The sequence below is a fragment of the Gammaproteobacteria bacterium genome (genome assembly GCA_034522055.1).
Lineage (GTDB): Bacteria > Pseudomonadota > Gammaproteobacteria > JAABTG01 > JAABTG01 > JAABTG01.
In genome coordinates, this window is sequence record JAXHLS010000006.1 from 143,993 (window position 1) to 169,981 (window position 25,989).

A 25,989-nucleotide genomic window follows, 5' to 3' on the forward strand; every position below is an offset into this window, starting at 1 on the left:
CGCCTTATGCCGGCGGGGGCACCGTGACCTCAGTCGTACTCGAAGAGAGACCTGGGCTCTTGCTGCGGGGCAGGGGCCTTTTCCTGTGGGGCAGGGGATTCCGAGGTCTCTGCGAAGGGGGCCAGCAATGGCACTTGCATGGCCGGCTTGAACGGCACTCCGTACCCTGGCTGTTCCAGCTGCTTGGCCCGCAGGAAGTTGTACTTGCTGCTGGTGATGTGGGCGATATCCGCGCGGTTGCGGACGATGGTGGGCTTGATGAACACCATCAGGTTGTTCTTCGTGGAGTCCGTGCTGGTGCTGCGAAACAGGTTGCCCAGCACTGGGAGGTCCCCCAGCAGGGGCACTTTCTGTTCCGTGGTCTGAAAGTCGTCGCGGATGAGTCCTCCCAGTACCACTATCTCTCCGTCGTCTACCAGCACGGTGGTGTTGATGGAGCGGGTGGTGGTGATTAGGTCAACGGCCTGAGCGCTGTCGTCGATGCTGGAGACCTCCTGGGAGATCACGAGGGACATGGCGTCGCCCTCGTTGATCTGGGGGGTGACGGTGAGTTCCAGCCCCACGTCCCGGCGCTCGATGGTCTGGAAGGGATTGTCCGGGGTGGTGGCGTCGTTGGTAAAACTGCCGGTGAGGAAGGGCACGTTCTGACCCACCACGATGGCGGCCTCCTCGTTGTCCAGGGTGAGGAGCGTGGGCGTCGCGATGAGATTGGTGTCCGAGGAGGTGGCCAGGGCCCGCAGGAGGCCGCGGATGTCACCATTACGCACCAGGCCCAGTGTCAGTCCGGAGAGGGTGGAGGCGGCATCGGCCCCGACGAAGGGGCTGTTAGGGCCCTGGGGATTGGTGATCACGAAACTGCCGTCGCTGCCGCCCACCAGGTCGCGTAGCTGTACGCCCAGTTCGGCCGCGTTCTCGCTCCGCACCTCGGCGATGATGGCCTCCACCAGCACCTGGGCACGGCGGATATCCAGCCGCGAGATGACCTGACGCAGGGAGGCATAGGCCTCGGGAGGGGCCGTGATCACCAGGGCGTTGGAGGCCTCGTCGGCGCGGATCCCCACCTCGTTGGCGCGCCGGTTGTTGGCGCCGCCGGCGCCCTGGCCACCCCCTTCGTCCTGCTGGATGTCGCCGCTGATGTCCGTGAGGACACTGGCGAGCTCGGCTGCCCGGGCATAGCGCAGATAGACCACGTGGGTGTTGCCGGTGGTCTCCAGGGGGGTGTCCAGGTGGGTGATGAGGGCGCGGACGCGCAGGCGGGCGAGCTGGTCGCCGCTCATGAGGATGCTGTTGGTGCGCTCGTCGGCCACCAGGCTGGGCAGGCTCAGGCTGCCCTCCAACACGGCCTGGCCCTGGGCCGGCCGCTGCAGGGCGGTGATGATCCGCACCACCTCGGCGGCTGCCGCATGCTGCAGGTTGATGACCTCGATCTCGGCGTCGGTCTTCTGATCGATGCGGGCGATGATCTTCACCAGCCGCTCGATGTTGCCGGCCCGGTCGGACACCACGAGGACGTTGGTGGCCGGATAGGCCGCGAGGTGGCCCTGCTGGGGCACCAGGGGCCGCAGGATGGGCACGAGCTGGGCGGCGGAGACGTTCTTCACCTGCACCACCCGGGTCACGATCTCGTCTCCGACCCCGGGGGCCTGGTCGCTGGCGAAAGGGGTATCGATATGCTTGGCGTTGGCATCGGGCACGATCTTGATGACATTGCCCGACGGCACGGCGGCGAAGCCGTGGACCTCGAGGATGGACAGGAAGACTTGGTAGAGTTCCTCTTTTTCCATGGCCATGGAGGAGACCACACTGACCTTGCCCTTCACCCGCGGGTCGACGACGAAGTTGCGTCCCGTGACCTCGGATACCGTGGCGATGAGGGTGCCGATCTCCGCCTCCTCGAGGTTGAGGGTGACGGGTTCCGCCCGGGCCATGGGGGACAGCAACGCCGTGCCGGCGTGCAGCAGCAGGAGCAGGGCCGGGATCGTGGCTTTCAGGTTACGCATGGTGGTCGGACCTTCAAAAGTGTTGGTATCAGTCATCGGGCAATGCACGGGCGCCGGCGGGCCGGCCGGGGGGCGCGGCGCGGCGGGTGCTGGTGTCGGCGGCGGCCCCGTCCTCCCGCGCCAGGGCCAGGGTCTCGAAGCGGCCGTTGCGCTTGAGCAGCACGTGGTCCCGGTGGATGGCGGCCAGCTCGGCCCCGGCGGGTACGGTGTCACCGAGGCGGTACTGGCGATCCGGCACCCCCGGGGCACCGATGATGGCCCGGGCGTCGAGGCGATCGTCTGAGGCCAGCACCCCCAGCAGCTTCAGGTCCAGGCGGGTGGCCGGTGCATCCACGGGTTGGGGTTCCGGTGGCGGCGCGGCCCGCCGCGTCGGGTTGCCGAACAGGTGCCAGGTGGCCACATCGGCAAGCCGCCGTTCCGGGCCGGCGGGGCTGGGCCGGTTCGCCGCCATAGGGGATGCGGGCAAGTCCGGCGGTGGTTGGGTGAGGTGCCGGTAGCCGCTAAAGCCGCGCCAGCCCATGGCCGCCAGCAACAGCAGGCTTGCTGCCGCCACCAGCAGGCGTTTGTCGCGGGTTCTCATGGCGTGGGGCTCCCATCGTTCGCCGGGGTGGCATCCCGCTCCAGGGTCAGCCGGGCGTTCACCCGGCCCGCGGTGTCCCGGCCGTCCACGCCCGCCTGGCGGGCGTGGATGCCGTGGCCCTCGGCGAGGGCCACGAGCCAGCCCACCATGGGATCGAAGGGAGCCTCCTCCAGCCACAGTCGCACCGCCCCCTGGCCATCGGGCTCGATGCGCTTGATGTGAGGGCCGAGGCCCGCCTGCCTGGAGGTCTGGTCCACCGTGGCGAGGAGGGAGCGGTTGCCGTCGCCCGGCGGCGGTGGGGCGCGGTCGCCTTCCAGGGCCTGGATTTGGGCCGCCGTACGGATCATCCAGGCCGCGAGTTCCTGTTTGCCGGCCACCGCGCCCTCGAGTGCCAGGTACTGGTCCCGGAACGGCGCCCATACCAGGGCCCACATCAGCAGCCCCACCAGCAGGGCGGCGCCGGCCAGGACGACGCGCCGTTCCCGCGGCGCGAGGCCGTCGAACCAGGCCCTCATGGTCTGCCCTCCCGGAGTACAATGCGGGCACGCACGCGGCCGCCCTCGGACGAGGCGTTCTGGATCTCGACCGCGCGGCCGGTGCCGGCGAGGGACGATTTCAGCCGCTCCAGGCGCTGCAGGCTGGGCAACTGCAGATCCAGGTGGAGGGCATCGCTGCGGTAACTGAGGGCCGTCAGCTTTATATCGCTCTCGTTCCTGAGGACGTCGCCCGCTGCGTGGAGCAGGGGTAGCAGGCCCATGGCGCCGCTCTCCCGTCCTTCCAGGAAGGCCAGCCGGCGTTCCATCTGGACCCGGGGATTGACCATGCGCGTCGCGCCGGGCAGGGCGTCCCGGAAGGCGGCCGCGATGCGGGTATCGAGGCGGGCCTCCTGCTGTTTGAGGCGGGAGAAATCCGCCACCTGGAGGGCCCCCTCCACGGCGAGCCACAGCAAGGCCAGAGTCGCCACCACCAGCCACGGGCGCCAGCCCTCCCGGTCCTCGGCCCCGGGGGCGTAGTCGCCCTGGAGCAGGTTGATGGTGGTGCGCCGGTCGTAGCCCGCCGCGGCCCGGGCCAGCAGGGGGCGCGGCGAGTCGTCCACCGTGATCTCCAGGCCGGCGGCGGCGACGGCGAGGTCCAGCGCCGGGGCGGGCCCGTCATCTGCCCGTACGTCATCTGCGAGCACCATGAGCCGTGCCGGTCGGCGGTCGTCGTGCTCCTCGAGGGCGAGGGCGAGGAGGGTGGGCAGGTTGTCCTCGTCGGCCATGAAACCGGCGTTGGCGGCGGTGCGCACCAGGGAGTGGCCGTTGACCCGGGCCACGGTCCACGAGCCCTCGGCGAGGGGCAGCACGAGGGCGTCGGGCACCAGGGCGGCGGGCCGGATGCCGGCCTCCCTGAGGGCCGCCGTCCAGCCATCCATGCGCTCGCGGTCCGCCACGCATACGGGCAGGGGCGTGGTGCCGGCTCCCGCGGGCAGGGCGAAGTGACTATCCTCCACGTCCCGAGCCAAGTCGTCTTCCATGCTGTAGGGCACGGCCCGGGCCCGCTGGGCGCGATGGCGTCCCGGTACCCGGGCGGCGGCCAGCAGGACCTGCCCGGTGGGTACCAGCACCACCACCTCCCGTTGCCCGACGACGGCGGCGGCCTCTTCGAGGGTCCCCGTGCCGACGGTTCCCGTGGCCGCAGGCCACCAGGTCACGGGGTCTTCGCTGTGAGAGGCGAGTCGGATGAAGCACAGTTCGCTCATGGGCTGCCGTTGCCGTAATGACGGTAGCGTATCAGCACAACGGGGCTGGCCCCGGCCCGGCGTTGCAGCAGGCCGGTGAGGCGGGCCTCGGCACGGCCCACGGTGACGGTGCCGTGGACGGCGAAATGATCGCTGGCCACGCCGAGGCCTTCTGCGGCCAAAGTGGTGCCTGCCAGGGCGGGGTGGCGCAGGAAGCTGTCCACGTCCAGGAAAGGCTGCTCGCGCCGGGCCTCCACCAAGGCCTCCAGATCGGCCTCCACGAGGTCGTCCGCGAGGGTCATGAGCAGCGCTACGGGGGCGCTGTTGACGTTGATGGTGGTGGCCCCGGGCAGGGTGGTGACGTAGGGCCGCAGGGTCTGGTAGACGGTCTCTTCGAAGCCCTTGACGAGACGTAACTCCGATACCGCCACCATGGGGCGATCGGCGGGGCGATAGGGGGGCGTGAGGCGGCTATAGTAGTCGTCCTCGGCACCCCCCGGGAAACGGATCGATTGGTCCCTGTCCAGCCAGTCCAGGAGCGCGGGGGTGAGGCTCGCGGGCAGGTCCAGGTAGGCCAGCAGCCGTTTGAAGCGCTCCAGGGCCACGGCGTTCACCTGGCTGTCGTCACCGATGAGGCCGTTGATGTTGAAGCGGCCCTGCAGATCCTCGATACGACCCTCCGCGTAACCGTTTTCCAGTTCCGTGGGGGGCAGGGCGCGCGCCCAGTCCTCGCCGCCGTGGTCGGCGGGACCGCCGGCCTCGAGGTCGGCCACCAGTTGCCCCAGGGCCCATCCTTCCACCCCCGACAGCAGGACCACGGCCTGCTCCCCGTGGAGTAGGTTCTCGGTACGCCGCAGTTCCACCATGAGCCTGGAGGTCATGCCCACCATCGCCACCGTGGTCACGGCGACCACCAGCAGCGCCGTGATCAGGGCCACGCCGGCCTGGCGACGGGCCCTGGCCGACCGCCGGCGAAAGACGGTCGTCGCCATCAGCCCGCCACCCGGAACACGCGCCTCACCGGGCCCCAGTCGTCGAGCTCCAGCACCACCTCCACCGCCAGAGGCAGGGCGCCCGCCGTGCCGCCGGCGGGTGGCCAGGCGGGGCCCCATTGCCGTTGCCCATCGAGATAGCGCAGCGCCAGATTTGCAACTCCGTCCACCAGAGTCTCCGATGTGGGCTCGCTGCCCTGGACCCGGTCGAGGCTCTCCCAGGTCAGCCGTTCCAGGCTGCCGCCCGTCACCCGGTAGGCCACCCGACGCAGGTTGCTGCGGGCCAGGCCCTGGGGATTGTCCCAGCCGCCGCGGGTGAACTCCAGTGCCCCCGGGGGGCCGGCGCTGCCCACCAGGGCAGGCCGGGGATCACCGAAGGCGTCGCGGATTTCCCGGGGGGCCATCTGGCTCATGTCACGGCCCATGAACCACAGGGCGGTCTGCAGATCGGCCAGCCGGGTGCCGGTGTCGCGGGATGCGGCCTCGGTGTCCAGCACGCTGCGCAGGCCGCCGAAGGCCATGAGGGAGAGCAGGGCGAAGATCCCCGTGGCGACGATGAGTTCCAGCAGCGTGAAACCGCGTTGGCCCTGGGGGCGATGGCAGGAAACGCGAAGACTCGTCATGGCGCGGTCCCGGCGCGGGCCGTGGTGAAGGCCGTGATGCGGGCCAACACGGCCTCGGGCGAGGCGGCAGGGGCCACCGCCACCTCCAGGCGTCGCACGCCGGCATCCGGTGTCTGGTTCACCTCCACCGCCCAGCGCCATTCACGGTGGGTCATCTGGGCCGTGCCGGAACTCGCGCCGAGGGCGGGCCAGGGGTCGGCCACCTGGAGTTCCGCGATGCGGTTGAGGGCCACCCAGTGGGCGATGGTTTTGCTCCTCAGGTGATCCGTACTCTCGACATGGCTGCCGGTGCCGCTGATGGCCGCGCCGAGGGCGAGGGCCACGACGGTGAGGGCCACCAGGATCTCCAGCAGGGTGAATCCACCCGTGCGCCGGCCGTCAGCTGTCATCGCCTGCCTCGATGGTGATGCGTCCCATGGCCCCGCCGTGAATACGTTGAACACCACGCCCGTCCAACCCAGCGATGGAGAGTTCGAAGGGCGTGGCCTCGCCGCCGGGGCCAAGGATCACCTGGGGCGGGGGCTTGTCGCTACCTTCGGCCCGGCCGGCACGGGCTCCCCGGGCCACGCCGTGGATGGCGAGGCGCAGGTGCTCGGGCAGCCGGCGTTCGCGGAACACGGTGTCACCCTCCATGTCGCGCCACTGGCCGGCGTCGTACACCGCGAAGCGGTAGCCATCGGGTGCCAGGCGCAGGCCCATGGAGCGGGCCCGCACGATGGCCTCGTCGCGGGCCAGCCGGAGGAGGGCGCCTAGACGTTCGGCCTCCCGTCGGACCTGGGCGGCATCGTCATCGGTGGTCAGCCGCACCATGCCGAGGCTGACGATGACGCCCACGATGATGAGTACCACCATCATTTCGATGAGGGTGAAGCCGTCGTGACGGCGCCCCAGGGCGCCGCCCCGTGGCGCGTAGATGGGGGCCGTATAGGGCATGGTAATTGCTGGCAGTGTCTCTCGCGGGATTTCCAAAGTTAACTCTCATGGCGATACGCGCCACCCGAAAGGATGAAAGAGGAGCGCGTATCGCCATGTTCGTTCCCTCACCCCATCCCTGTACTCCGGGCATCCTGCCCTTCGCCCTGCGGGCCGCGCCAAGGCGCGTTCAAATCCGTTCCCGACGGATTTGTCCCAAAAGTAGAGGGGGAGATGATGCTACGCGACTTTCACATTAAAGAGCGCAATGGTAATCCCTTTCAATGACCAATTCATTGCGCGCCACGGAGGGCCGGATCTCATAAGAATCATTGAGTTATACTGCGCCCCTTGAAGTGGGTGCCGGGGTGTCCGATGTTGCCCTTGCGACCCTTGACTTCCCATCGCGTCGTCGCCTAAGCGATTGATTTGCCGAGCCCGGCTCTCCTCCGATTGTCGGAGCTGGCGGTGACTGGGGCGTTGATGGGGTGGCGGCAGGCCCCGGGGGAGGGATGGCTGATTTTTTGGGGCGGTTGGGGCTGATTCGCTTCAGCATGGAGAGCATAGGCGCTTCCGGTCCAGCGGACGAGTGCAACGGGATATGGGAACAGGTACGGGTATGACGTCAGAGAGAAAATCCATTCACGGCCAGTGGTCGTCGCGCCTCGTGTTCATCCTCGCCGCCACCGGCTCGGCCGTGGGGCTGGGGAATATCTGGCGTTTTCCCTACGTGGCAGGGGAGAACGGCGGCGGTGCATTCGTTATCGTGTACCTGCTATGTGTCGCGCTTATCGGTATTCCGATCATGATTTCCGAGGTGATGCTGGGGCGGCGGGGGCGCCGCAGTCCCATCAACACCATGCGGGCCCTGGCCCGGGACGAGGGTCACAACCCGCGTTGGGAGTACCTGGGATGGCTGGGGATCCTCGCCGGTTTCATGATCCTGTCTTTCTACTCCGTGGTGGCGGGTTGGACCCTGGCCTATGGTTTTCGCACCGCCTCGGGCATGTTCGCCGGCATGGACGCGGAGGCCATCAGCGGGGCCTTCGATTCCCTGGTGGGGGACCCGGAGCGGCTGCTGGCCTGGCACACGGTGTTCATGATCATGACCACGGTGGTGGTGGCGCGGGGGGTCAAGAGCGGCCTGGAGCAGGCGGTGCGTTTCCTCATGCCGGCCCTGTTCGTGTTGCTGGTGGCTATGGTGGGATACGCCATGGGCAATGGCGAGTTCGCCCGCGGCCTGGAGTATCTGTTCTCTCCCGATTTCAGCAAGCTGACGCCGGCCGGCGTGCTGGAGGCGGCGGGCCAGGCCTTCTTCAGTCTGAGTCTCGGCATGGGAGCCATCATGATCTACGGCTCCTATCTGTCATCGAAGGCCTCCATCCCCCGCACCGTGGGGATCATCGCCATGGTCGATACCCTGGTGGCGTTGATGGCCGGCCTGGCCATCTTCCCCATCGTCTTCGCCTCGGGGCTGGAAGCGGCCGGCGGACCGGGCCTCATCTTCAAGACCCTGCCGGTGGCCTTCGGTCAGATGCCCGGAGGCGCGTTCTTCGGCACCCTGTTCTTCGTGTTGTTGTTGTTCGCCGCCTGGACCTCGGCCATCTCGTTACTGGAGCCCATCGTGGCGTGGCTGGTGGAGAACCGCGACGTGAATCGCATCAAGGGTGCGGCCATCGGCGGCGGACTGGCCTGGTTGCTGGGGGTGCCGTCGTTGCTGTCCCTCAACCTGTGGTCCGACTACACCCTGTTCGGCAGGGGATTTTTCGATCTTATGGACTACGCCACGGCCAATGTGATGCTGCCGCTGGGCGGGCTGCTCATCGCCTTGTTCGCGGGCTGGAAACTCGCTCGGGCCGCGAGCGAGCAGGAACTCGCCCTGGGTGCCGGCGCAATCTACGAGGTGTGGCGTTTTCTCACCCGCTACCTGGTGCCGGTGGCTATCGTGCTGGTGATGCTGAACGTCACCGGCGTGCTGGGTCTGCTGTCGGGAATGGGGGGCTGATCTGACATGATGAATCGCGGAACGGAGTAGTTCCCATGGCCAAAGTACACAAGACCGCGCTGGTGCCCTACTCGGCATCCGCCATGTATGAACTGGTGGAAGACGTGGATTCCTACCCCGGTTTCCTGCCCGGTTGTCGGGCCGTGAAGGTACTGGAGCGCACCGACGAGGAGGTGAAGGCCAGTATAGAGATGGCCAAGGGACCGATGCATCGCTGGTTCACGACGCGCAACCGCCTGTTTCCTCAGGAGCGCATGGAACTGTCCCTGATCGAGGGGCCCTTCAGTCATCTGGAGGGGATCTGGCACTTCAATCCCCTCGGTGACCAGGGTTCCAAGATCACCATGGATATCGAATTCGGCTACGCCAGCCGCCTGGTGGAGCGCACCGTCGGCGGCCTGTTCAACGGCATGATCAACCATCTCGTGGACGCCTTCGTGGAGGAGGCCCACCGGCGCTATGGGGGACGCTGACACCATCACCGTGGAAGTGGCTTATGCCTTGCCGGAACAGCAGTGGTTGCTGGAATTACAGGTTCCCGAGGGCACCACGGCGCGCCAGGCGGTGGAGTCATCGGGGCTGTTGGAGGCCTGCCCCGATTTGGATCTCGACAACAGTCGTCTGGGGATCTTCGGCAAGGCCTCCAAGCCGGACCAGGTGCTGCGGGCCCGTGACCGGGTGGAGATCTACCGGCCCCTCATCGCCGATCCGAAGGAGGTGCGCAGATTGCGGGCCAAGGAAGGCAAGCGTATGAAAAAGGGGGGTGGCGACCTCGAGTCTGCGGCGTCGTCTGAACCACCCGATTGACGCGGCCCTGGGCCTTTTGCGGCCCCGGGGCCCGCAATCCCTTCCGAGACACCTTCCGTGACCCGCTACTCGGCCTCGTCTGCGGTCTGGAGACGGGATCCCGAGGGGCCAGGTGCGAAGGCCTGGTCGGTGGTGTCACTCCCGAACCTGAACTTCCAGCCCTTGCTGCTGCCATCGTCGGGTGTGGTTGCTTCCCCGCCGCTTCCGCCGGCGGGCGCCGGGGTTTCCTGGGCGGAGTCCGCCGGGTTGCCGGCGCCGATGTCCTTCTCCTCGAGGCTGAACTTTCGCATCGTGTCCTTGCCGTCGCGCGCCGAGGCCGATGTTTCGGGCGCCGGCCCGGCCGAGCCACCGTCCTTCACCGTGGTTTCCTCGGCGTCGCCAGACCACGGATTCAGGCCTTTGAAGCGGTCGATCACACCCTGGAGAATGCCACCGTCGTCGTAGCCCGCACCCACGCCCTCCGGGACCTCCACCGAACGGCTCGTGCCTTGGGCACTCCGGACGGCGACGGGGGTTTCGCTGATGACATCCACGTCGCCGCTCACCCGCACCAGGGCATCGTTCTCGAAGCCGAGGGCGAGCTGACGCTGGACCCGCTCCCCGGACCCTGGCTTGAAGCTGTAGAGGTAGATCCACTGCTCCTGGTTGAATACATCCACCAGCATGGGCGAGCCCATGATATAGGTGACTTGGCGTTTGGAGAGTCCCGGTTCCAATTTCTCCACCATGTCCTTGGTGACCACGTTGCCCTGGGGGATCTCGATGCGGTGAACGAAGGGGATCTGGGTGTTGCTGCAGGCGCCCATGAACACGCTTGCGCTGAGGAACGATATGATGAGAAGCTTTTGCATTAGGTCATTCATTATATTAGCGCTTGGGCATAGATTGGCATCATACCCCTTGCGTCCCATTACATGCACGGCTGAGGAACCCAATGGACCGTCATGATCTCAAAAAGGCCGGGCTCAAGGCCACCCTTCCGCGTATCCGCATCCTCAATATCCTCGAACAGTCGGAAAAGCGCCACGTCAGCGCCGAAGATGTCTACCGGGCGTTGCTGGATGCCGGCGAGGAGGTGGGTCTGGCGACCGTATACCGCGTGTTGACTCAGTTCGAGACGGCAGGGCTGGTGGAGAGGCATAACTTCGAGGGCGGTCAGGCGGTCTTCGAACTCGACGAAGGGAGGCACCACGACCATATCGTCTGTAACCAGTGTGGTTACGTCGAGGAATTCGTCGATCAGATTATCGAGAAACATCAACACACGGTGGCCAAGAAGGCGGGTTTCAATATCACCGATCACTCCCTGATCATCTATGGTGACTGTACCCGCACCAAGTGCCCCCATTACGAGGGTTAGGCCAGCCCTGAAGTCCGCTTTCCTTATGATTCAGGGCATTACCATGAATATCCCTTCTACCTCCACGGCGGACCCCAGGGGCAGGGCCGAGCAGCCCACGGCGGCACGGGCATGGCGGCCGGCGTCGCCCAGGACCTCCACCAGCAGGTCCGAGGCGCCGTTGATGACCTGTCCCTGAGCGGTGAAGTCCGGCCCGCAACTCACGAAGCCCCCCACCCGCACCACCTGGACGATGCGATCCAGATCGCCGTCGAGGGCGGTCTTCAGCTGCGCCAGCATGTTGATGGCGCACAACCGTGCGGCGGCCTGACCCGTCTCCACATCCAGGTGGATCCCCACCTGGCCGCTGTAGCGGATCTCGCCGCCGGCCATGGGTACCTGTCCGGCCACGAAGGCGAGACTGCCGCTGATCTGGACGGGGACGTAGTTGAACTGAGGGGCCGGGGTGGCCGGTATCTCGATGCCCAGTTCGGCGAGTCGCCGGTCGATGTTGCCTGGCATGGGGGTTCTCCTGTGAATTTCCGGGACGGGGTGGAGGGGGTCATGGGCCCCCGATACGCTGAATCATTTCTTTGGCATGGGCGCGGGTGTGGCGGGTGATCTCCAGTCCCCCCAGCATGCGTGCCACCTCCTCGACGCGATGGGTGCCCTCCAGCGGGTCTACGCGGGTGGTGGTGGCCCCGTTGTCCGCCGCTTTCACCACGCGCAGGTGCTGGTGACCCTGGGCGGCCACCTGGGGCAGATGGGTGACGCACAGCACCTGGCGGTTGGCGGCCAGGGTGCGGAGCTGGTTACCCACCATCTCCGCCACGGCGCCGCCGATCCCCACGTCCACCTCATCGAATATCAGGGTGGAGATGCCGTGGTCCCGGGAACCCACCACCTGGATAGCCAGGCTGATGCGGGACAGTTCCCCCCCGGAGGCGACCCTGTTGAGGGGGCCGGCGGGGCGGCCGGGGTTGGTGGTGACCAGGAATTCCACACGGTCGCGGCCGTGGGCGCTGGCCTGGTGGTCGGGCAGGGGCGCCACCGTGACCTCGAGGGCGCCCTTGGCGATGCCGAGGCGGTGGAGATCCGCGGTAACGGCCTCCGCGAGGCGCCGGGCCGCCTGGGTGCGGGCCTGTGTCAGCCGCCGGGCATGGCCGTCGTAGTCCTCCCTGACCCGGTCCAGGCGCGTTGCCAGCTCGCTGCGTCGCTCACCACTCTCCTCCAGCCGCGCCAGACGCGCCGTCAGGCCATCGAGCAGGGCGGGCAACTCGTCGGGCGTGACCTGGTGCTTGCGGGCGGCCTGGTGGAGAGCATCGAGCCGCTGCTCCACCGTCGCGAGCCGTTGCGGGTCGAGGGCTACGGCCTCGATGTACTGGCGAAGCTCGCGGTCACATTCGGCGAGTTGGATGGCGGCCTCGTTCAGCTGAGTGCCGACGGGTCCGAGGGTCGTATCGGATGCGGTGAGGGCCTCCAATTGCTTCACCGCCGCCTGGAGCGCCTGCAGAGCGGCCCCGTCATGGTCGCCGTACAGGGCCTCATAAACCGCCCCCGCACCGTCCCGCAGGCGTTCGGCATTGGCGAGGCGGCGGTGCTCCTGGTCCAGGCCGGCCACCTCGCCCGGCGTCACTGCCAGGTCCGTGAGTTCGCCGATGTGAAAGCGCAGCAACTCGATCTCGGCATGGCGCCGGGCCGGGTCGCCGCCGGTGTCCGCGAGTTCCCGCTCCAGCCGTCGCCACTCCTGGTGGGCCTCCCGCACCCTGGCCATGAGATCGCGGTGGTCGCCGAAGTCGTCCAGCAGCGCCCTTTGCACATCGGGCCTCAGGAGGGCGTGGTGGGCGTGTTGACCATGGATGTCCACCAGCAGTTCGCCGAGGGCCCGGAGGTCCTGGAGGGCCACCGGACTGCCATTGATGAAGGCGCGCGAACGACCGTCCGTGCCGATGACCCGGCGTATCACACACTCCTCCGGGGGATCCAGGGCCCGCTCGGCGAGCCAGCCCCGGGCTTCCGGGACCGAGTGCAGTTCGAAGCAGGCACTCACCTCTGTGCGCTGCCCGCCATCACTCGGTTTGGCGTTGTTGGCCCGTTGCCCCAGGGCCAGGGCGAGGGCGTCCACGAGGATGGATTTGCCCGCGCCGGTCTCCCCCGTGAGCACCGTCAGGCCGGCGCCGAACTCCAGGTCCAGGGCGTCGACGATGGCGAAGTTCCTGATATGCAGACTGGTGAGCATCGAGACGGAACCGTTGAGCGGCCCTCAAGCAGCCTCAAGTACCGTAGAACTCCTGACCCCAGTGGAGCTTGGTGCGCAGGACGGCGTAGTGATCGTGACCCGCGGGATGGATCACGCGCAGGCGGCGTGTTGCGGCGGACACCGCGATTTCGTCCAGGTGCTTGAGGGGATCGCTGTTGCGGCCGTCACAGGTGAGCATCGCACTGTCCCGATCCGGGCTGTGCACGATCATCTCCACGCGGCTGGCGGCCGCCACTACGATGGGGCGGTTGCTCAGGGTATGGGGACAGATGGGCACCAGGACTAGGGTATCGAGGGTGGGGTGGAGTATGGGACCGCCGCCGGACAGGGCATAGGCCGTGGAGCCCGTGGGCGTGGCGATGATGATGCCGTCCGAGCGTTGCCGGTTCACGAAGATGCCGTCGATGTACATCTCGAACTCGATGAGGCGGGCGAACTGCCATTTGTGCACCACGGCATCGTTCAGCGACGTGCACTCTTCGACGATGGCCCCGTTGCGCCGCACCACGGTGTCCAGCATCAGACGGGGTTCCTCCAGGAACCGGCCATCCAGGATCTCGTCCAGGCGCTGTTCCATGTCGTCCGGGAGTACATCCGCCAGGAAACCCAGCCGGCCGAGGTTGATGCCCAAGAGCCGGACATCGTGATCGACGAGGGCACGGGCGGCCCTCAGCAGAGTGCCGTCACCGCCCACCACGATGGCCAGGTCGCATTGGGTGCCGAGGGTTTCGTAGTCCACCGTGGGGGCGGTGCCCGGCGGCATCAGATGTTCGCTACCCGCCAGAGCGAGGAAGGGCATGCCGCGCCGGTCCAGGTAGGATACCAGGGCCCCCAAGGTGTCATGGGCCCTGGCGTGGTTGGTCTTGGCGATGAGCCCGATGCGTTTGAACACGGTGATACCTGGCTTAGATAGGTCAATGGTGTGGCGAAAGTAGCATGGGGCCCACGCGGCGCCAACCGGTGATGCAGGTGCGGCAAGAGGAGGCTTGTCTTTTGTAAAGAATTACCCAATTCTAGCCCCCTGTGGTTCGACCCCGTCGCAGGGGTTTCCGGCGGCGAGGCAGAAGGCGTTGAAGGCCTTCTGGTTTATACGACATTCTTGCAGATGACCCTGCGGTGGGCGGTGCCGGGTCGGGACCTTCGGGTCTGCGCCCGGCACGGGGCTCCTACCGATACCCCCGGCGGGGAGAACCGCCCCACTGTTACGGACGCGGAAGACCTATGGGCGAAGTATCCAGTCAGCACGACATCGATGAGCGGGCGCAACGCCTCCTGCGGGTGCTCATAGAGCGCTATCTGCGGGAAGGCCAGCCGGTGGGGTCGCGCACCCTGTCGCGGGATTCCGGACTGGAACTCAGCCCGGCCACGGTGCGCAACGTCATGTCGGACCTGGAGGATATGGGACTGGTGCGCTCCCCCCACACCTCCGCGGGGCGCATTCCCACCAGCCAGGGATTGCGGTTATTCATCGATTCCCTGCTCACCATTCAGCCCCTGGACAGTTTGGAGGCCGAGCGCCTGCGGGCCAAGCTGGCCTCCGACGTCCCCATCCGGGAACTCGTGACCAGCACCTCCAATCTGCTGTCGGAGTTCACGCACCTGGCGGGGCTGGTGACCCTGCCGCACCACGACCGATTGCGGCTGCGCCAGGTGGAATTTCTGCCCCTCTCGGAACGCCGGGTGCTGGTGATCCTGGTGGTAAACAATTCCGAGGTGGAGAACCGTATCATCACGGTGGATCGGGACTACGCGCCCGCCGAGCTGGAACAGGCCTCCAATTACCTCAATTCCACCTTCGCCGGTCACGATTTGTTCGAGATCCGCCGGCGAGTTCTGAGCGAGATGCAGAATACCCGCGATCACATGGATGAGCTCATGCGGGACGCCATCGAGATCGCCGACAAGGCCCTGGCCACCGCCGAGGAGAACGATTATCTGCTGGCGGGTCAGACCAACCTCATGGGGCTGGCGGAACTGGCGGACACCGAGAAGCTGCGCCAGTTGTTCGAGGTCTTCAACGAAAAGAGCCAGATCCTGCATCTGCTGGACGGGGCCATCAGCGCCGACGGCATCCAGATCTTCATCGGTGAGGAATCGGGTTACGAGGCCCTGGACGACTGCAGCGTGGTCACCGCGCCCTACCGGGTGGACGGCCAACTGGTGGGCGTACTCGGGGTCATCGGACCCACCCGCATGGCCTATGATCGCGTGATCCCCATCGTGGACGTGACCGCACGGCTGCTGGGCGCGGCACTCCATCAGTCCCACTGAGCCGGCGGGCGGTACCGCCGTGGCGCGGCGGTAGTGGCCGAACCCCGTTTGTTCTGCGGATGTTAAATCCCTAGAATCGCCCCATTCCGCGCCATCGTTGACGCACCCTGGGCCGGGGTTGATTTCAGGCCGCCCGCTCCCCACCTAGGCACTACAAGCAGGCACAGGATTTTCGCGTTCCACCCCCGTAACCATGGTGGGTGGTTCTGGTAAGCATTTGATTCGAGGAAGTTTATAGATATGAGCAGCAATGAGGCCATGAATCAGAGTGAGGACGGGTCACAACCCGCCGACAATCCCGCGGAGGCCACGGAAAGTATGCCGGAGAGCGGTGCCGAGGGCTCGCGGGCCGACAACGCGCCGGCATTCCGAGGGCAGCCGGCGCCCGAGGAGACCCATTCCCCGGAGGATTTGCGACTGATGCTCGAGGATGCCCGTAGCCGGGCGGACGAGCACTGGGATGCCCTGTTGCGCACCAAGGCCGAGATGGACAACCTGCGCAAGCGTGCGACGCGGGACGTGGAACAGGCCCATAAATACGGGGCCGAGCAATACATCGCCGAGATCCTGCCGGTGTGGGACAGCCTCGAGATGGGGCTCAGCGCGGCCTCCGAGGAGGGCGCCGATCTCCACAAGGTCCGCGAAGGCATGGAACTCACCCTCAAGATGCTGGCGGGGGCCCTGGAGAAGATGGGGGTGCAGCAGATCGATCCCGCGGGCGAGGCCTTCGATCCGGAACGCCATCAGGCCATGACCATGCAGGAGACGGATGCGGTGCCGCCAGGCACGGTGACCACGGTCGTTCAGAAGGGGTACACCCTGAACGACAGGCTGATGCGTCCCGCCCTGGTGATGGTGGCCAGGAAACCCCAGTGAACCGGTTGAATTGGGTTCCCGTGGCCCCATATGAAACAGCTAGAAGTCTTTCAGTAACAGATTCATACCGTTTTTGGAGAAAACAATGGGCAAAGTGATCGGCATAGACCTCGGGACCACCAATTCATGCGTGGCCATCATGGAAAGCGACAAGACCCGCGTCATCGAGAATAGCGAGGGCGACCGCACCACGCCGTCCATCGTGGCGTTCACCAGCGACGACGAGATCCTGGTGGGGCAGTCGGCCAAGCGCCAGGCGGTGACGAATCCGTCGAACACCCTGTTCGCCATCAAGCGTCTCATCGGCCGGCGCTTCGAGGACGACGTGGTGCAGAAGGACATCTCCATGGTGCCTTATAAGATCGTCAAGGCGGACAACGGTGACGCCTGGGTGGAGGTGAACGGCAAGAAGATGGCCCCACCCGAGATCGCGGCGCGGGTGCTGCAGAAGATGAAGAAGACCGCCGAGGATTACCTGGGCGAAGAGGTCAAGGAGGCGGTGATCACCGTGCCGGCCTATTTCAACGACTCCCAGCGCCAGGCCACCAAGGACGCCGGGCGCATCGCCGGTCTCGACGTCAAGCGCATCATCAACGAGCCCACCGCGGCGGCGCTGGCCTACGGCATGGACAAGAGGCGGGGCGATCAGAAGATCGCCGTATATGACCTCGGCGGTGGCACCTTCGACATTTCCATCATCGAAGTGGCGGATGTGGACGGCGAGCACCAGTTCGAGGTGCTGTCCACCAACGGCGACACCTTCCTGGGGGGCGAGGACTTCGACCTGCGCCTCATCGATTATCTCGCCGACGAATTCAAGAAGTCGAGCGGCGTGGATCTGCACAACGATCCTCTGGCCCTGCAGCGCCTCAAGGAGGCGGCGGAGAAAGCCAAGATCGAGCTCTCCTCCAGCCAGCAGACGGAGGTGAACCTGCCCTATATCACCGCCGACGCCAGCGGTCCCAAGCACCTGAACATGAAGATCACCCGGGCCAAATTGGAGTCCCTGGTGGATGACCTGGTGAGCCGCACCATAGAACCCTGCCGCGTGGCTCTCAAGGACGCCGGCCACAGCGCGTCCGAGATCGACGAGGTGATCCTGGTGGGGGGCCAGACCCGCATGCCCAAGGTTCAGGAGGCGGTGAAGACGTTCTTCGGCCGTGAACCCCGCAAGGACGTCAATCCGGACGAGGCGGTGGCGGTGGGTGCCGCGATCCAGGGCGGCGTGCTGTCAGGCGAAGTCAAGGACGTGCTGCTGCTGGATGTCACCCCCCTGTCCCTGGGTATCGAGACTCTGGGGGGTGTGATGACCAAGCTCATCGAGAAGAACACCACCATTCCCACCAAGGCCAATCAGGTGTTCTCCACGGCGGAGGACAACCAGACGGCGGTGACGGTGCATGTGCTTCAGGGCGAGCGCGAGATGGCCTCGGCCAACAAGTCCCTGGGCCGTTTCGACCTCACCGATATTCCGCCCGCTCCCCGGGGCGTGCCCCAGGTCGAGGTCACCTTCGACATCGACGCCAACGGTATCCTCAACGTCTCCGCCAAGGACAAAGCCACCAATCGCGCCCAGTCCATCGTCATCAAGGCCTCCTCCGGCCTGTCGGACGACGAGATCGACAAGATGGTCAAGGACGCCGAGGCCCATGCCGACGATGACAAGAAGTTCCATGCCCTGGTGGATGCCCGCAACAAGGCGGACGGTCTCATACACGCCACCCGCAAGTCCCTGGCGGATTTGGGGGATCAAGTGGAAGCCGGTGAGAAGGATCAGATCGAGTCCGCCATCGGCGCCCTCGAGGAGGCCATGAAGGGAAGCGACAAGGATGCCATCGAGGCCAAGACCAACGCCTTGTCCGAGGTCTCCGGCAAGCTGGCCGAGCGGGTCTATCAGCAGCAGGCGGCCTCCGGCACCGCCGGGGGCGCAGCGGCCGGCGGTGCCGCCGGCGGGGCGGAAGGTAAGCAGGGTTCCGGCGGAGCCGACGACGATGTGGTCGACGCGGAGTTCGAAGAGGTGAACGACGACAAGAAGTGAGCGCCGGCCTGTTGGCCCAAGCCGGTGAAAGCGAGCGCGGGCACGGCCCGCGTTTCGCGTTTGTTCCTGGTCACGCGCCGGCCAGGGGTGCCGCATCCCCGACCACTGACGAACGATAAATAATGTCAAAACGCGACTACTACGAAGTCCTGGGCGTGAGCCGCAATGCCAGCGAGGCCGACCTCAAGAAGGCCTATCGCCGGCTGGCCATGAAGCATCATCCCGACCGCAACCCCGGCGATATGGAGTCCGAGGCCCTGTTCAAGGAGGCGAAGGAGGCCTACGAGGTGTTGGCGGATGCCCGCAAGCGGGCGGCCTACGACCAGTTCGGTCATGCGGGGGTGGAGGGCGCCGCGGGCATGGGCGGAGGCGGCGGAGCCGGTTTCCGGGACATCTTCGACGAGATGTTCGGGGACATCTTCGGCGCGGGCGGCGGCCGCAGTGGCAGCCGTGTCTATCGTGGTGCCGACCTGCGCTACGACCTGGAACTGTCCCTGGAGGAGGCGGTGGCGGGCACCACGGCCTCCATTCGCATCCCCACCACCGAGACCTGCGAGACGTGTGGCGGTTCGGGGGCCCGCAAGGGCTCGTCGCCCGTGACCTGCTCCACCTGCCACGGCGCCGGCCAGGTGCGCCTGCAGCAGGGCTTTTTCTCGGTTCAGCAGACCTGTCCCACCTGCCGCGGGCGGGGCACCATCATCGAAGACCCCTGCACGACCTGCCGTGGCGCGGGGCGGGTGCGGAGCGAGAAGACCCTGTCGGTCAAGGTGCCGGCCGGGGTGGATAGCGGTGACCGCATACGCCTGGCGGGAGAAGGGGAGCGGGGCGAGAACGGCGGACCCAGTGGCGACCTCTATGTCCAGGTCAACATCCGTCCCCATCCCATCTTCACGCGGGAGAAGAACAACCTCTACTGCGAGGTGCCCATCAGCTTCACCACGGCGGCCCTCGGTGGCGAACTCGAAGTGCCCACCCTCGACGGCCGGGTGGTGCTGAAGATCCCCGCCGAGACCCAGAGCGGCAAGCTCTTCCGCATCCGCGGCCGCGGCGTGCGCTCGGTGCGGGGGGGGTATGAAGGCGACCTCATCTGTCGGGCCATCGTGGAGACGCCGGTGAACCTCAACAAGAAGCAGAAGGCCCTGCTGCGGGAGTTCGAGGAGACCATGACCGATGGCGGTGACCGCCATTCGCCCCGGGCCTCGTCGTGGCTGGATGGGGTGAAGAAGTTCTTTGAAGACATGAAGAGCTGATGACCGGGGGACCCATGACGATGATCAGACTGGCCATAGCGGGTGCCGCCGGGCGCATGGGACGGACCCTGGTGGAAGCGGCGACGGCGGATCCCGCCACGGAGGTGGTGGCCGCGCTCGAGCATCCGGGCTCCGCCTTCGTGAGCAACGACGCCGGCGAGGTGGCGGGGATCGGCCGTATCGGGGTTCCCGTGCGAACGGGTTTCGACGGCTTGGCGGGCGCCTTCGACATCCTCATCGATTTCACCTCGCCCGAGGTCACCGTGTCCAATCTGGAGGCCTGCCGGCGCCTGGGGGTGGGCATGGTGGTGGGTACCACCGGCCTGGATGGGGCCCAGAAGGCGCTGCTGGAAGAGGCGGCGGCGTCCATGCCCGTGGTCTTCGCCCCCAACATGAGCGTGGGGGTGAACCTGTGCCTCCGGCTCATCGAGACGGCGGCCCGGGTCCTCGGGGATACGGTGGACGTGGAGGTGATAGAGGCCCATCACCGCCACAAGGTGGACGCCCCCTCGGGCACGGCCCTGCATATGGGTGAGGTGGTGGCGCGAGCCCTGGGTCGCGACCTGGAGCAGTGTGCGGTCTATGGCCGGCACGGCCGCACCGGGGAGCGTGACCGCCGGACCATCGGTTTCGAGACCATCCGCGCCGGCGATATCGTCGGCGAGCACACCGTCATGTTCGCCGCCGAGGGCGAGCGGGTGGAGATCGTCCACAAGGCGTCCAGTCGCATGACCTTCGCCCGCGGCGCCATCCGCGCCGCCACCTGGCTGGCGGGCAAACCCCACGGCCTTTACGACATGCAGGACGTGCTGGACCTGCGGGATTGACGCCGGGTGTCCTGCCGGGTCCCCGTGGAGGGGGGGCGCGGACCCTGTAGCCTCCCCGGGGCCTTCAGGCTCGCCGGCGCCCGGCCATCGGGTCAGGAGAAGGCTGGCGGCGGTAGTGCCACCAGGTAGATGTCGCCGTCCCTGATGCCGATTTGGCAGGCCCGCAGAGCGCGCCCGACGCAGGGTCCCGCCACGCAATGGCCATCCTCCGGCCTGAACAGGGCGCCGTGGGTCTTGCACTGGATATGCTCACCCCCGGCGTCGAGAAAGCGGTGGGGGAGCCACTCCAGGGGGACGCCGGTGTGGGGGCAGCTGTTGACGTAACAGTGTACCTGGAGACCTCGGCGATACAGGAAGATACCGGTGTCGAGCCCGCCGAAGCCGGCCTCGATGCCAAGACATCGACCGTCGGCGATCGTCTCCACGGCCGCCAGTCTGAGGGGCAGCACGGGGGTGCTCGAAGGGGCGCGGCCGGGATCCGTCATGGACAGGTTTAAGCGATTTCTTATAAGATCGGGCTCGACTGAAGGGGTCCGGAGCCGCCGCGCAAGCTCGCAGTCCCCGGGCCGGAGACCACATTCAGCGGGAGTTTAACCCATGAGGGGTTGCTCCCGCTTTCCTTATCAGGAGGGGCGTTTGCGTAAGCCTGCCATACTCGTACTCGCCGACGGCACCGTGTTCAGGGGGGAGTCCGTGGGCATCGAGGGGAGCACCGTCGGGGAGGTGGTCTTCAATACCGCCATGACGGGCTATCAGGAGATCCTGACGGATCCCTCCTATGCCCGCCAGCTCGTTACCCTGACCTATCCTCATATCGGTAACACCGGCGTCAATGCCGAGGACCAGGAGTCCGATCGCGTCCAGGCCGCGGGCCTGGTGGTGCGTGACGTTCCGGCGCTGCTGAGCAGCTGGCGCTCGGAGGGCTCCCTGGAGGATTACCTCAGGCGGCAGCGCGTGGTGGCCATCGCCGAGGTCGATACCCGGCAGCTGACCCGGGTGTTGCGGGAGGGCGGCGCCCAGAACGGTTGCATCGTGGCGGGGGACGATCCCAACGTGGATACCGCCGTGGCCCAGGCCCGGGCCTTTCCCGGCCTCGCCGGCATGGATCTGGCCCGGGAGGTGAGTATCGCCGAGCCCTACGCGTGGAGCGGTGGCGAGTGGAGCCTGGCCGAGGGTTACGCCGCGCCCACTGCCGGCGCCGCCGAACTCCACGTGGTGGCCTACGATTTCGGCACCAAACGCAACATCCTGCGTATCCTGGCTTCCCGCGGCTGCCGCATCACCGTTGTGCCCGCCCGCACCAGTGCCGCCGATGCCCTGGCCCTCGAACCCGACGGCATCTTTTTATCCAACGGTCCGGGCGATCCGGGGCCCTGCGATTACGCTATCACCGCCATACAAGAGTTCCTGGAGGGCGGCATTCCCACCTTCGGCATCTGCCTGGGTCACCAGTTGCTGGCCCTCGCCAGCGGTGCCCGTACCATGAAGATGAAGTTCGGCCACCACGGTGCCAATCATCCGGTGCTCGATATCGCCACCGGGCGGGTCATGATCACGAGCCAGAATCATGGTTTCGCGGCAGACGAGACGACCCTGCCGGACACCCTGCGGGCGACCCACCGTTCCCTTTTCGATGGCACCCTGCAGGGCATCCATCGCACGGACAAGCCGGCGTTCGCGTTCCAGGGACACCCCGAGGCGAGCCCCGGGCCCCATGATGCGGCGCCGTTGTTCGACCACTTCATTGAACTGATGCGGGCGCACCGCGCGCCGGCCGGCTGATCCCTCCATGCCCAAAAGAGAAGACATTCACAGCGTACTCATCATCGGCGCCGGCCCCATCATCATCGGCCAGGCCTGCGAGTTCGATTATTCGGGGGCCCAGGCCTGCAAGGCGCTCAGGGAGGAGGGCTTCCGCGTCATCCTGGTGAACTCCAATCCCGCCACCATCATGACGGATCCCGGCATGGCGGATGCGACCTACATCGAACCCGTGGTGTGGCAGACGGTAGCGAGGATCATCGAGCGGGAACGTCCCGACGCCCTGCTGCCCACCATGGGCGGTCAGACGGCCCTGAACTGCGCCCTCGATCTGGCCCGGGAAGGGGTGCTCGAGAAATATGGTGTGGAACTCATCGGTGCCAGTCGGGACGCCATCGACAAGGCCGAGGATCGGGAGCGCTTCCGTGTGGCCATGAACTCCATCGGCCTGGAGACGCCCAATTCGGCCTTGGCCCACAGCATGGAGGAGGCCAACCAGGTTCAGGCCAGTATCGGCTTTCCTACCATCATCCGGCCGTCCTTCACCCTGGGCGGCAGCGGCGGCGGCATCGCCTACAACAAAGAGGAGTTCACCGAGATCTGCGAGCGCGGCCTGGACCTCTCCCCCACCAACGAGTTGCTCATCGAGGAGTCGGTGTTGGGCTGGAAGGAGTTCGAGATGGAGGTGGTGCGGGACAAGAACGACAACTGCATCATCGTCTGTTCCATCGAGAACGTGGACGCCATGGGGGTCCATACCGGCGATTCCATCACCGTGGCGCCGGCCCAGACTCTGACGGACAAGGAATACCAGATCATGCGCGATGCCTCCATCGCCGTGTTGCGCGAGATCGGCGTGGAGACGGGCGGTTCCAACGTCCAGTTCGGCATCAATCCCGATGACGGGCGCATGGTCATCATCGAGATGAACCCCCGGGTGTCCCGTTCCTCCGCCCTGGCCTCCAAGGCCACCGGTTTCCCCATCGCCCGGGTGGCCGCCAAGCTGGCGGTGGGCTATACCCTGGACGAACTCGAGAACGAGATCACCGGCGGCGCCACCCCGGCCTCCTTCGAGCCCACCATCGACTACGTGGTGACCAAGATCCCGCGTTTTACCTTCGAGAAGTTCCCCCAGGCCCAGGCCACCCTCACCACCCAGATGAAGTCGGTGGGGGAGGTGATGGCCATCGGGCGTAACTTCCAGGAGTCCCTGCAGAAGGCGTTGCGGGGCCTCGAGACGGGGGCCGACGGCCTCACCCCCAAGATGTCCGGCGAGCCGGGCAAGGCGGTCCACGACCAGTTGCGCAGCTTCCTGCGGGAACCCGGGCCCGAGCGCATCTGGTACGTGGCGGATGCCTTCCGCTATGGCTTCTCCCTGGCGGACGTCTACGAACTCAGCTTCATCGACCCGTGGTTCCTGGCTCAGGTGGAGGACCTGGTGGCCGCCGAGCAGGCCCTGGCCGGGCGCGCCCTCGCGGATGTGGATCGAGTGCAGTTGCGGCGCCTCAAGCGCCAGGGCTTCTCGGACCATCGTCTCGCCAGTCTGGTGGGGTGCCGTGAAGATGAGATGCGCAAGCACCGCTGGGCGCTGGAGTTGCATCCCGTTTACAAGCGGGTGGACACCTGCGCCGCCGAGTTCGGCACCTCCACCGGCTACATGTACTCCACCTACGAGGAGGTCTGCGAGGCCGAGCCCACGGAACGCCAGAAGATCATGGTGCTCGGCGGTGGTCCCAACCGCATCGGCCAGGGTATCGAGTTCGATTACTGCTGCGTGCAGGCGGCCTTCGCCATGCGCGAGGACGGCTATGAGACCATCATGGTCAACTGCAACCCGGAGACGGTTTCCACGGACTTCGATACCTCGGATCGGCTCTATTTCGAGCCCCTGACTCTCGAGGATGTGCTGGAGATCATCGAAGTGGAGCGTCCCACTGGCATCATCGTCCAGTATGGTGGCCAGACCCCCTTGAAGCTGGCACGGGATCTGGAGGCGGCCGGCGCACCCATCATCGGCACCTCGCCGGACTCCATCGACCTGGCGGAAGACCGCGAGCGCTTCCAGCGCCTCGTTCAGCAACTGGGATTGCGGCAGCCGCCAAACCGCACCGCCCGTGACGCCGACGAGGCGGCGCGACTGGGGGCCGAGATCGGCTATCCTCTGGTGGTGCGACCCTCCTATGTGCTGGGCGGCCGGGGCATGGAAGTGGTGTACAGCGAGGAGGACCTCATGCAGTACATCCGCGAGGCGGTGGCGGTGTCCAACGAATCCCCCGTGCTGCTCGACCGCTTTCTGGAGGATGCGGTGGAGGTGGACGTGGACGCCGTGTGCGACGGTAGCGACGTGGTGGTGGGCGGCATCATGGAACACATCGAGCAGGCGGGCGTGCATTCGGGGGATTCGGCCTGTTCCCTGCCGCCCTACAACCTCTCGCAACACAGCCAGGACATCATCCGTCGCCAGACGGCGGAACTGGCCAGGGCCCTGAAGGTGGTGGGGCTGATGAATATCCAGTTCGCCATCCAGGGGGAAGACGTCTACCTGCTGGAGGTCAACCCGCGGGCATCCCGCACCGTGCCTTTCGTCTCCAAGGCCACGGGTATCTCCCTGGCCAAGGTGGCCGCCCGCTGCATGGTGGGCACGACCCTGGTGGAACAGGGGGTCACGGAGGAACGCGTGCCGCGCTATTTTTCGGTCAAGGAGGCGGTGTTCCCCTTCGCCAAGTTCCCGGGTGTCGACCTGTTGCTGGGCCCTGAAATGAAATCCACGGGTGAGGTGATGGGCGTGGGTCGCACCTTCGGCGAGGCCTTCGGCAAGGCCACCCTGGCGGCCGGCGACAAGGTTCCCACCAAGGGCCGGGTATTCCTGAGCGTGCGGGACATGGACAAGCCCCAGGTGGTGGAGGTGGCCCGCGACCTCCAGAATCTCGGCTTCGAGCTGGTGGCCACCGGTGGCACCGCGTCCGTGATCGTGGCGTCGGGCATCAACGTGGCCCGCGTCAACAAGGTGACCGAGGGACGCCCCCATATCGTGGATATGCTCAAGAACGGCGAGATCAAGTTGATCGTGAATACCACCTCCGGCAAGGAGGCCATTGCGGATTCCTATACCATCCGCCGCACCGCCCTGAAGCACAAGGTGATGTATACCACCACCATGGCTGCGGCCAAGGCTCTCGTGATGGCCATGAAGGCCCCCCACACCCAAGAGGTCAATCGCCTGCAGGACCTGCACGTGGAGGCCGGCGCATGAGCAAATCCCCCATGACGGTGCGCGGCGCCGAGCGCCTGCGCGAGGAACTCAAGCGCCTCAAGCAGGAAGACCGGCCGCGGGTCATCAAGGCCATCGCCGAGGCGCGGGCCCACGGCGACCTCAAGGAGAATGCCGAGTACCACGCGGCGCGGGAGCAGCAATCCTTCATCGAAGGCCGCATCGCCGAGATCGAGGGCAAATTGTCCCATGCCCATGTCATCGACGTGACGCAGGTGGATGCCAAGGGCCGGGTGGTGTTCGGGGCCACCGTGGAGCTGCTGGACCTGGCCACCGATGAAGAGGTGCGCTATCAGCTCGTCGGCGAGGACGAGGCCGATATCAAGGCAGGACTCATCTCCGTCGGTTCTCCCTTCGCCCGTGCCCTGATAGGGAAGCGGGAAGGGGACGAGGTGACCATTCAGACCCCTTCGGGACGGAAGGAGTACGAGCTGCTGGCGGTGGAGTACATCTGATC

At 66.4% G+C, this 25,989-nt stretch carries 25 protein-coding genes; 12 read left to right on the forward strand and 13 right to left on the reverse strand.

Features of this window, described 5'->3' with window-relative positions:
• Positions 1-29 precede the first annotated feature (29 nt).
• From gspD to gspH, 8 genes are read right to left on the reverse strand one after another with little or no spacing between them, the layout of a single operon-like run.
• The gene (gspD, locus tag U5S82_19215; protein MDZ7753712.1) at positions 30-2,000 is read right to left on the reverse strand and encodes a type II secretion system secretin GspD; all 1,971 of its coding nucleotides are present in this window, start codon (positions 1,998-2,000) and stop codon (positions 30-32) included.
• A 28-nt stretch (positions 2,001-2,028) separates the two neighbouring features.
• A complete protein-coding gene (locus U5S82_19220) occupies positions 2,029-2,580 on the reverse strand; it encodes a type II secretion system protein N (protein ID MDZ7753713.1) in 552 nt (183 codons plus the stop codon).
• On the reverse strand, positions 2,577-3,095 hold the full coding sequence (locus U5S82_19225; protein ID MDZ7753714.1) for a type II secretion system protein M: 519 nt from the start codon (positions 3,093-3,095) through the stop codon (positions 2,577-2,579). Before U5S82_19225 ends, U5S82_19220 begins: the two co-directional genes overlap by 4 nt.
• The gene (gene gspL, locus U5S82_19230; protein ID MDZ7753715.1) at positions 3,092-4,321 is read right to left on the reverse strand and encodes a type II secretion system protein GspL; all 1,230 of its coding nucleotides are present in this window, start codon (positions 4,319-4,321) and stop codon (positions 3,092-3,094) included. The genes U5S82_19225 and gspL overlap by 4 nt, the downstream gene beginning before the upstream one ends.
• Complete coding sequence (gene gspK, locus U5S82_19235; protein ID MDZ7753716.1) at positions 4,318-5,292, reverse strand: type II secretion system minor pseudopilin GspK; 975 nt, start codon at positions 5,290-5,292, stop codon at positions 4,318-4,320. The genes gspL and gspK overlap by 4 nt, the downstream gene beginning before the upstream one ends.
• Entirely contained in the window at positions 5,292-5,915 is a 624-nt protein-coding gene (gspJ, locus tag U5S82_19240; protein ID MDZ7753717.1) for a type II secretion system minor pseudopilin GspJ, read from the reverse strand. Before gspJ ends, gspK begins: the two co-directional genes overlap by 1 nt.
• Positions 5,912-6,304 (reverse strand): type II secretion system minor pseudopilin GspI, encoded by a 393-nt coding sequence (gene gspI, locus U5S82_19245; GenBank protein ID MDZ7753718.1) that lies wholly within the window; start codon positions 6,302-6,304, stop codon positions 5,912-5,914. Before gspI ends, gspJ begins: the two co-directional genes overlap by 4 nt.
• Positions 6,294-6,848, reverse strand: coding sequence for a type II secretion system minor pseudopilin GspH (gspH, locus tag U5S82_19250; protein MDZ7753719.1), 555 nt, complete (start codon positions 6,846-6,848; stop codon positions 6,294-6,296). The genes gspI and gspH overlap by 11 nt, the downstream gene beginning before the upstream one ends.
• Positions 6,849-7,446: 598 nt before the next feature.
• On the opposite strand from gspH, the gene U5S82_19255 reads away from it, so the two are divergent.
• Genes U5S82_19255 through U5S82_19265 form a run of 3 tightly spaced genes read left to right on the forward strand, consistent with a single transcriptional unit; the run spans position 7,447 to position 9,639 of the window.
• Positions 7,447-8,832, forward strand: a complete 1,386-nt coding sequence (locus U5S82_19255) for a sodium-dependent transporter (GenBank protein MDZ7753720.1) — start codon at positions 7,447-7,449, stop codon at positions 8,830-8,832.
• Positions 8,833-8,867: 35 nt separating this feature from the next.
• Complete coding sequence (locus U5S82_19260) at positions 8,868-9,305, forward strand: type II toxin-antitoxin system RatA family toxin (GenBank protein ID MDZ7753721.1); 438 nt, start codon at positions 8,868-8,870, stop codon at positions 9,303-9,305.
• The gene (locus U5S82_19265) at positions 9,292-9,639 is read left to right on the forward strand and encodes an RnfH family protein (GenBank protein ID MDZ7753722.1); all 348 of its coding nucleotides are present in this window, start codon (positions 9,292-9,294) and stop codon (positions 9,637-9,639) included. The genes U5S82_19260 and U5S82_19265 overlap by 14 nt, the downstream gene beginning before the upstream one ends.
• Before the next feature lie 65 nt (positions 9,640-9,704).
• Here U5S82_19265 and U5S82_19270 read toward each other — a convergent pair whose 3' ends face one another.
• On the reverse strand, positions 9,705-10,490 hold the full coding sequence (locus tag U5S82_19270; protein MDZ7753723.1) for an outer membrane protein assembly factor BamE: 786 nt from the start codon (positions 10,488-10,490) through the stop codon (positions 9,705-9,707).
• 83 nt (positions 10,491-10,573) lie between these two features.
• Here U5S82_19270 and fur point away from each other — a divergent pair, with 83 nt between their 5' ends.
• On the forward strand, positions 10,574-10,999 hold the full coding sequence (fur, locus tag U5S82_19275; protein MDZ7753724.1) for a ferric iron uptake transcriptional regulator: 426 nt from the start codon (positions 10,574-10,576) through the stop codon (positions 10,997-10,999).
• Between the two features lie 30 nt (positions 11,000-11,029).
• Here fur and U5S82_19280 read toward each other — a convergent pair whose 3' ends face one another.
• Genes U5S82_19280 through U5S82_19290 form a run of 3 tightly spaced genes read right to left on the reverse strand, consistent with a single transcriptional unit; the run spans position 11,030 to position 14,130 of the window.
• Entirely contained in the window at positions 11,030-11,500 is a 471-nt protein-coding gene (locus tag U5S82_19280) for a RidA family protein (GenBank protein MDZ7753725.1), read from the reverse strand.
• A gap of 40 nt (positions 11,501-11,540) precedes the next feature.
• A complete protein-coding gene (gene recN, locus U5S82_19285; protein ID MDZ7753726.1) occupies positions 11,541-13,217 on the reverse strand; it encodes a DNA repair protein RecN in 1,677 nt (558 codons plus the stop codon).
• A gap of 34 nt (positions 13,218-13,251) precedes the next feature.
• Positions 13,252-14,130: an NAD(+) kinase gene (locus U5S82_19290; GenBank protein MDZ7753727.1), complete on the reverse strand. Its 879-nt coding sequence runs from the start codon at positions 14,128-14,130 to the stop codon at positions 13,252-13,254.
• Between the two features lie 329 nt (positions 14,131-14,459).
• Here U5S82_19290 and hrcA point away from each other — a divergent pair, with 329 nt between their 5' ends.
• The 5 genes from hrcA (at position 14,460) to dapB (ending at position 20,500) form a co-directional block, all read left to right on the forward strand.
• A complete protein-coding gene (gene hrcA / locus U5S82_19295; protein MDZ7753728.1) occupies positions 14,460-15,509 on the forward strand; it encodes a heat-inducible transcriptional repressor HrcA in 1,050 nt (349 codons plus the stop codon).
• A 240-nt stretch (positions 15,510-15,749) separates the two neighbouring features.
• Complete coding sequence (gene grpE / locus U5S82_19300) at positions 15,750-16,385, forward strand: nucleotide exchange factor GrpE (GenBank protein MDZ7753729.1); 636 nt, start codon at positions 15,750-15,752, stop codon at positions 16,383-16,385.
• Positions 16,386-16,470: 85 nt separating this feature from the next.
• Entirely contained in the window at positions 16,471-18,423 is a 1,953-nt protein-coding gene (gene dnaK / locus U5S82_19305) for a molecular chaperone DnaK (GenBank protein MDZ7753730.1), read from the forward strand.
• 122 nt (positions 18,424-18,545) lie between these two features.
• Positions 18,546-19,673: a molecular chaperone DnaJ gene (gene dnaJ / locus U5S82_19310; GenBank protein MDZ7753731.1), complete on the forward strand. Its 1,128-nt coding sequence runs from the start codon at positions 18,546-18,548 to the stop codon at positions 19,671-19,673.
• A 20-nt stretch (positions 19,674-19,693) separates the two neighbouring features.
• On the forward strand, positions 19,694-20,500 hold the full coding sequence (gene dapB / locus U5S82_19315; GenBank protein ID MDZ7753732.1) for a 4-hydroxy-tetrahydrodipicolinate reductase: 807 nt from the start codon (positions 19,694-19,696) through the stop codon (positions 20,498-20,500).
• A gap of 92 nt (positions 20,501-20,592) precedes the next feature.
• Here the strand turns inward: dapB and U5S82_19320 are convergent, their stop codons facing one another.
• Entirely contained in the window at positions 20,593-20,949 is a 357-nt protein-coding gene (locus U5S82_19320; protein ID MDZ7753733.1) for a Rieske 2Fe-2S domain-containing protein, read from the reverse strand.
• Between the two features lie 187 nt (positions 20,950-21,136).
• On the opposite strand from U5S82_19320, the gene carA reads away from it, so the two are divergent.
• Genes carA through greA form a run of 3 tightly spaced genes read left to right on the forward strand, consistent with a single transcriptional unit; the run spans position 21,137 to position 25,987 of the window.
• Positions 21,137-22,282 (forward strand): glutamine-hydrolyzing carbamoyl-phosphate synthase small subunit, encoded by a 1,146-nt coding sequence (gene carA, locus U5S82_19325; GenBank protein MDZ7753734.1) that lies wholly within the window; start codon positions 21,137-21,139, stop codon positions 22,280-22,282.
• 7 nt (positions 22,283-22,289) lie between these two features.
• Complete coding sequence (gene carB / locus U5S82_19330; GenBank protein ID MDZ7753735.1) at positions 22,290-25,514, forward strand: carbamoyl-phosphate synthase large subunit; 3,225 nt, start codon at positions 22,290-22,292, stop codon at positions 25,512-25,514.
• On the forward strand, positions 25,511-25,987 hold the full coding sequence (gene greA, locus U5S82_19335) for a transcription elongation factor GreA (GenBank protein MDZ7753736.1): 477 nt from the start codon (positions 25,511-25,513) through the stop codon (positions 25,985-25,987). The genes carB and greA overlap by 4 nt, the downstream gene beginning before the upstream one ends.
• The last annotated feature ends 2 nt before the right edge of the window (positions 25,988-25,989 follow it).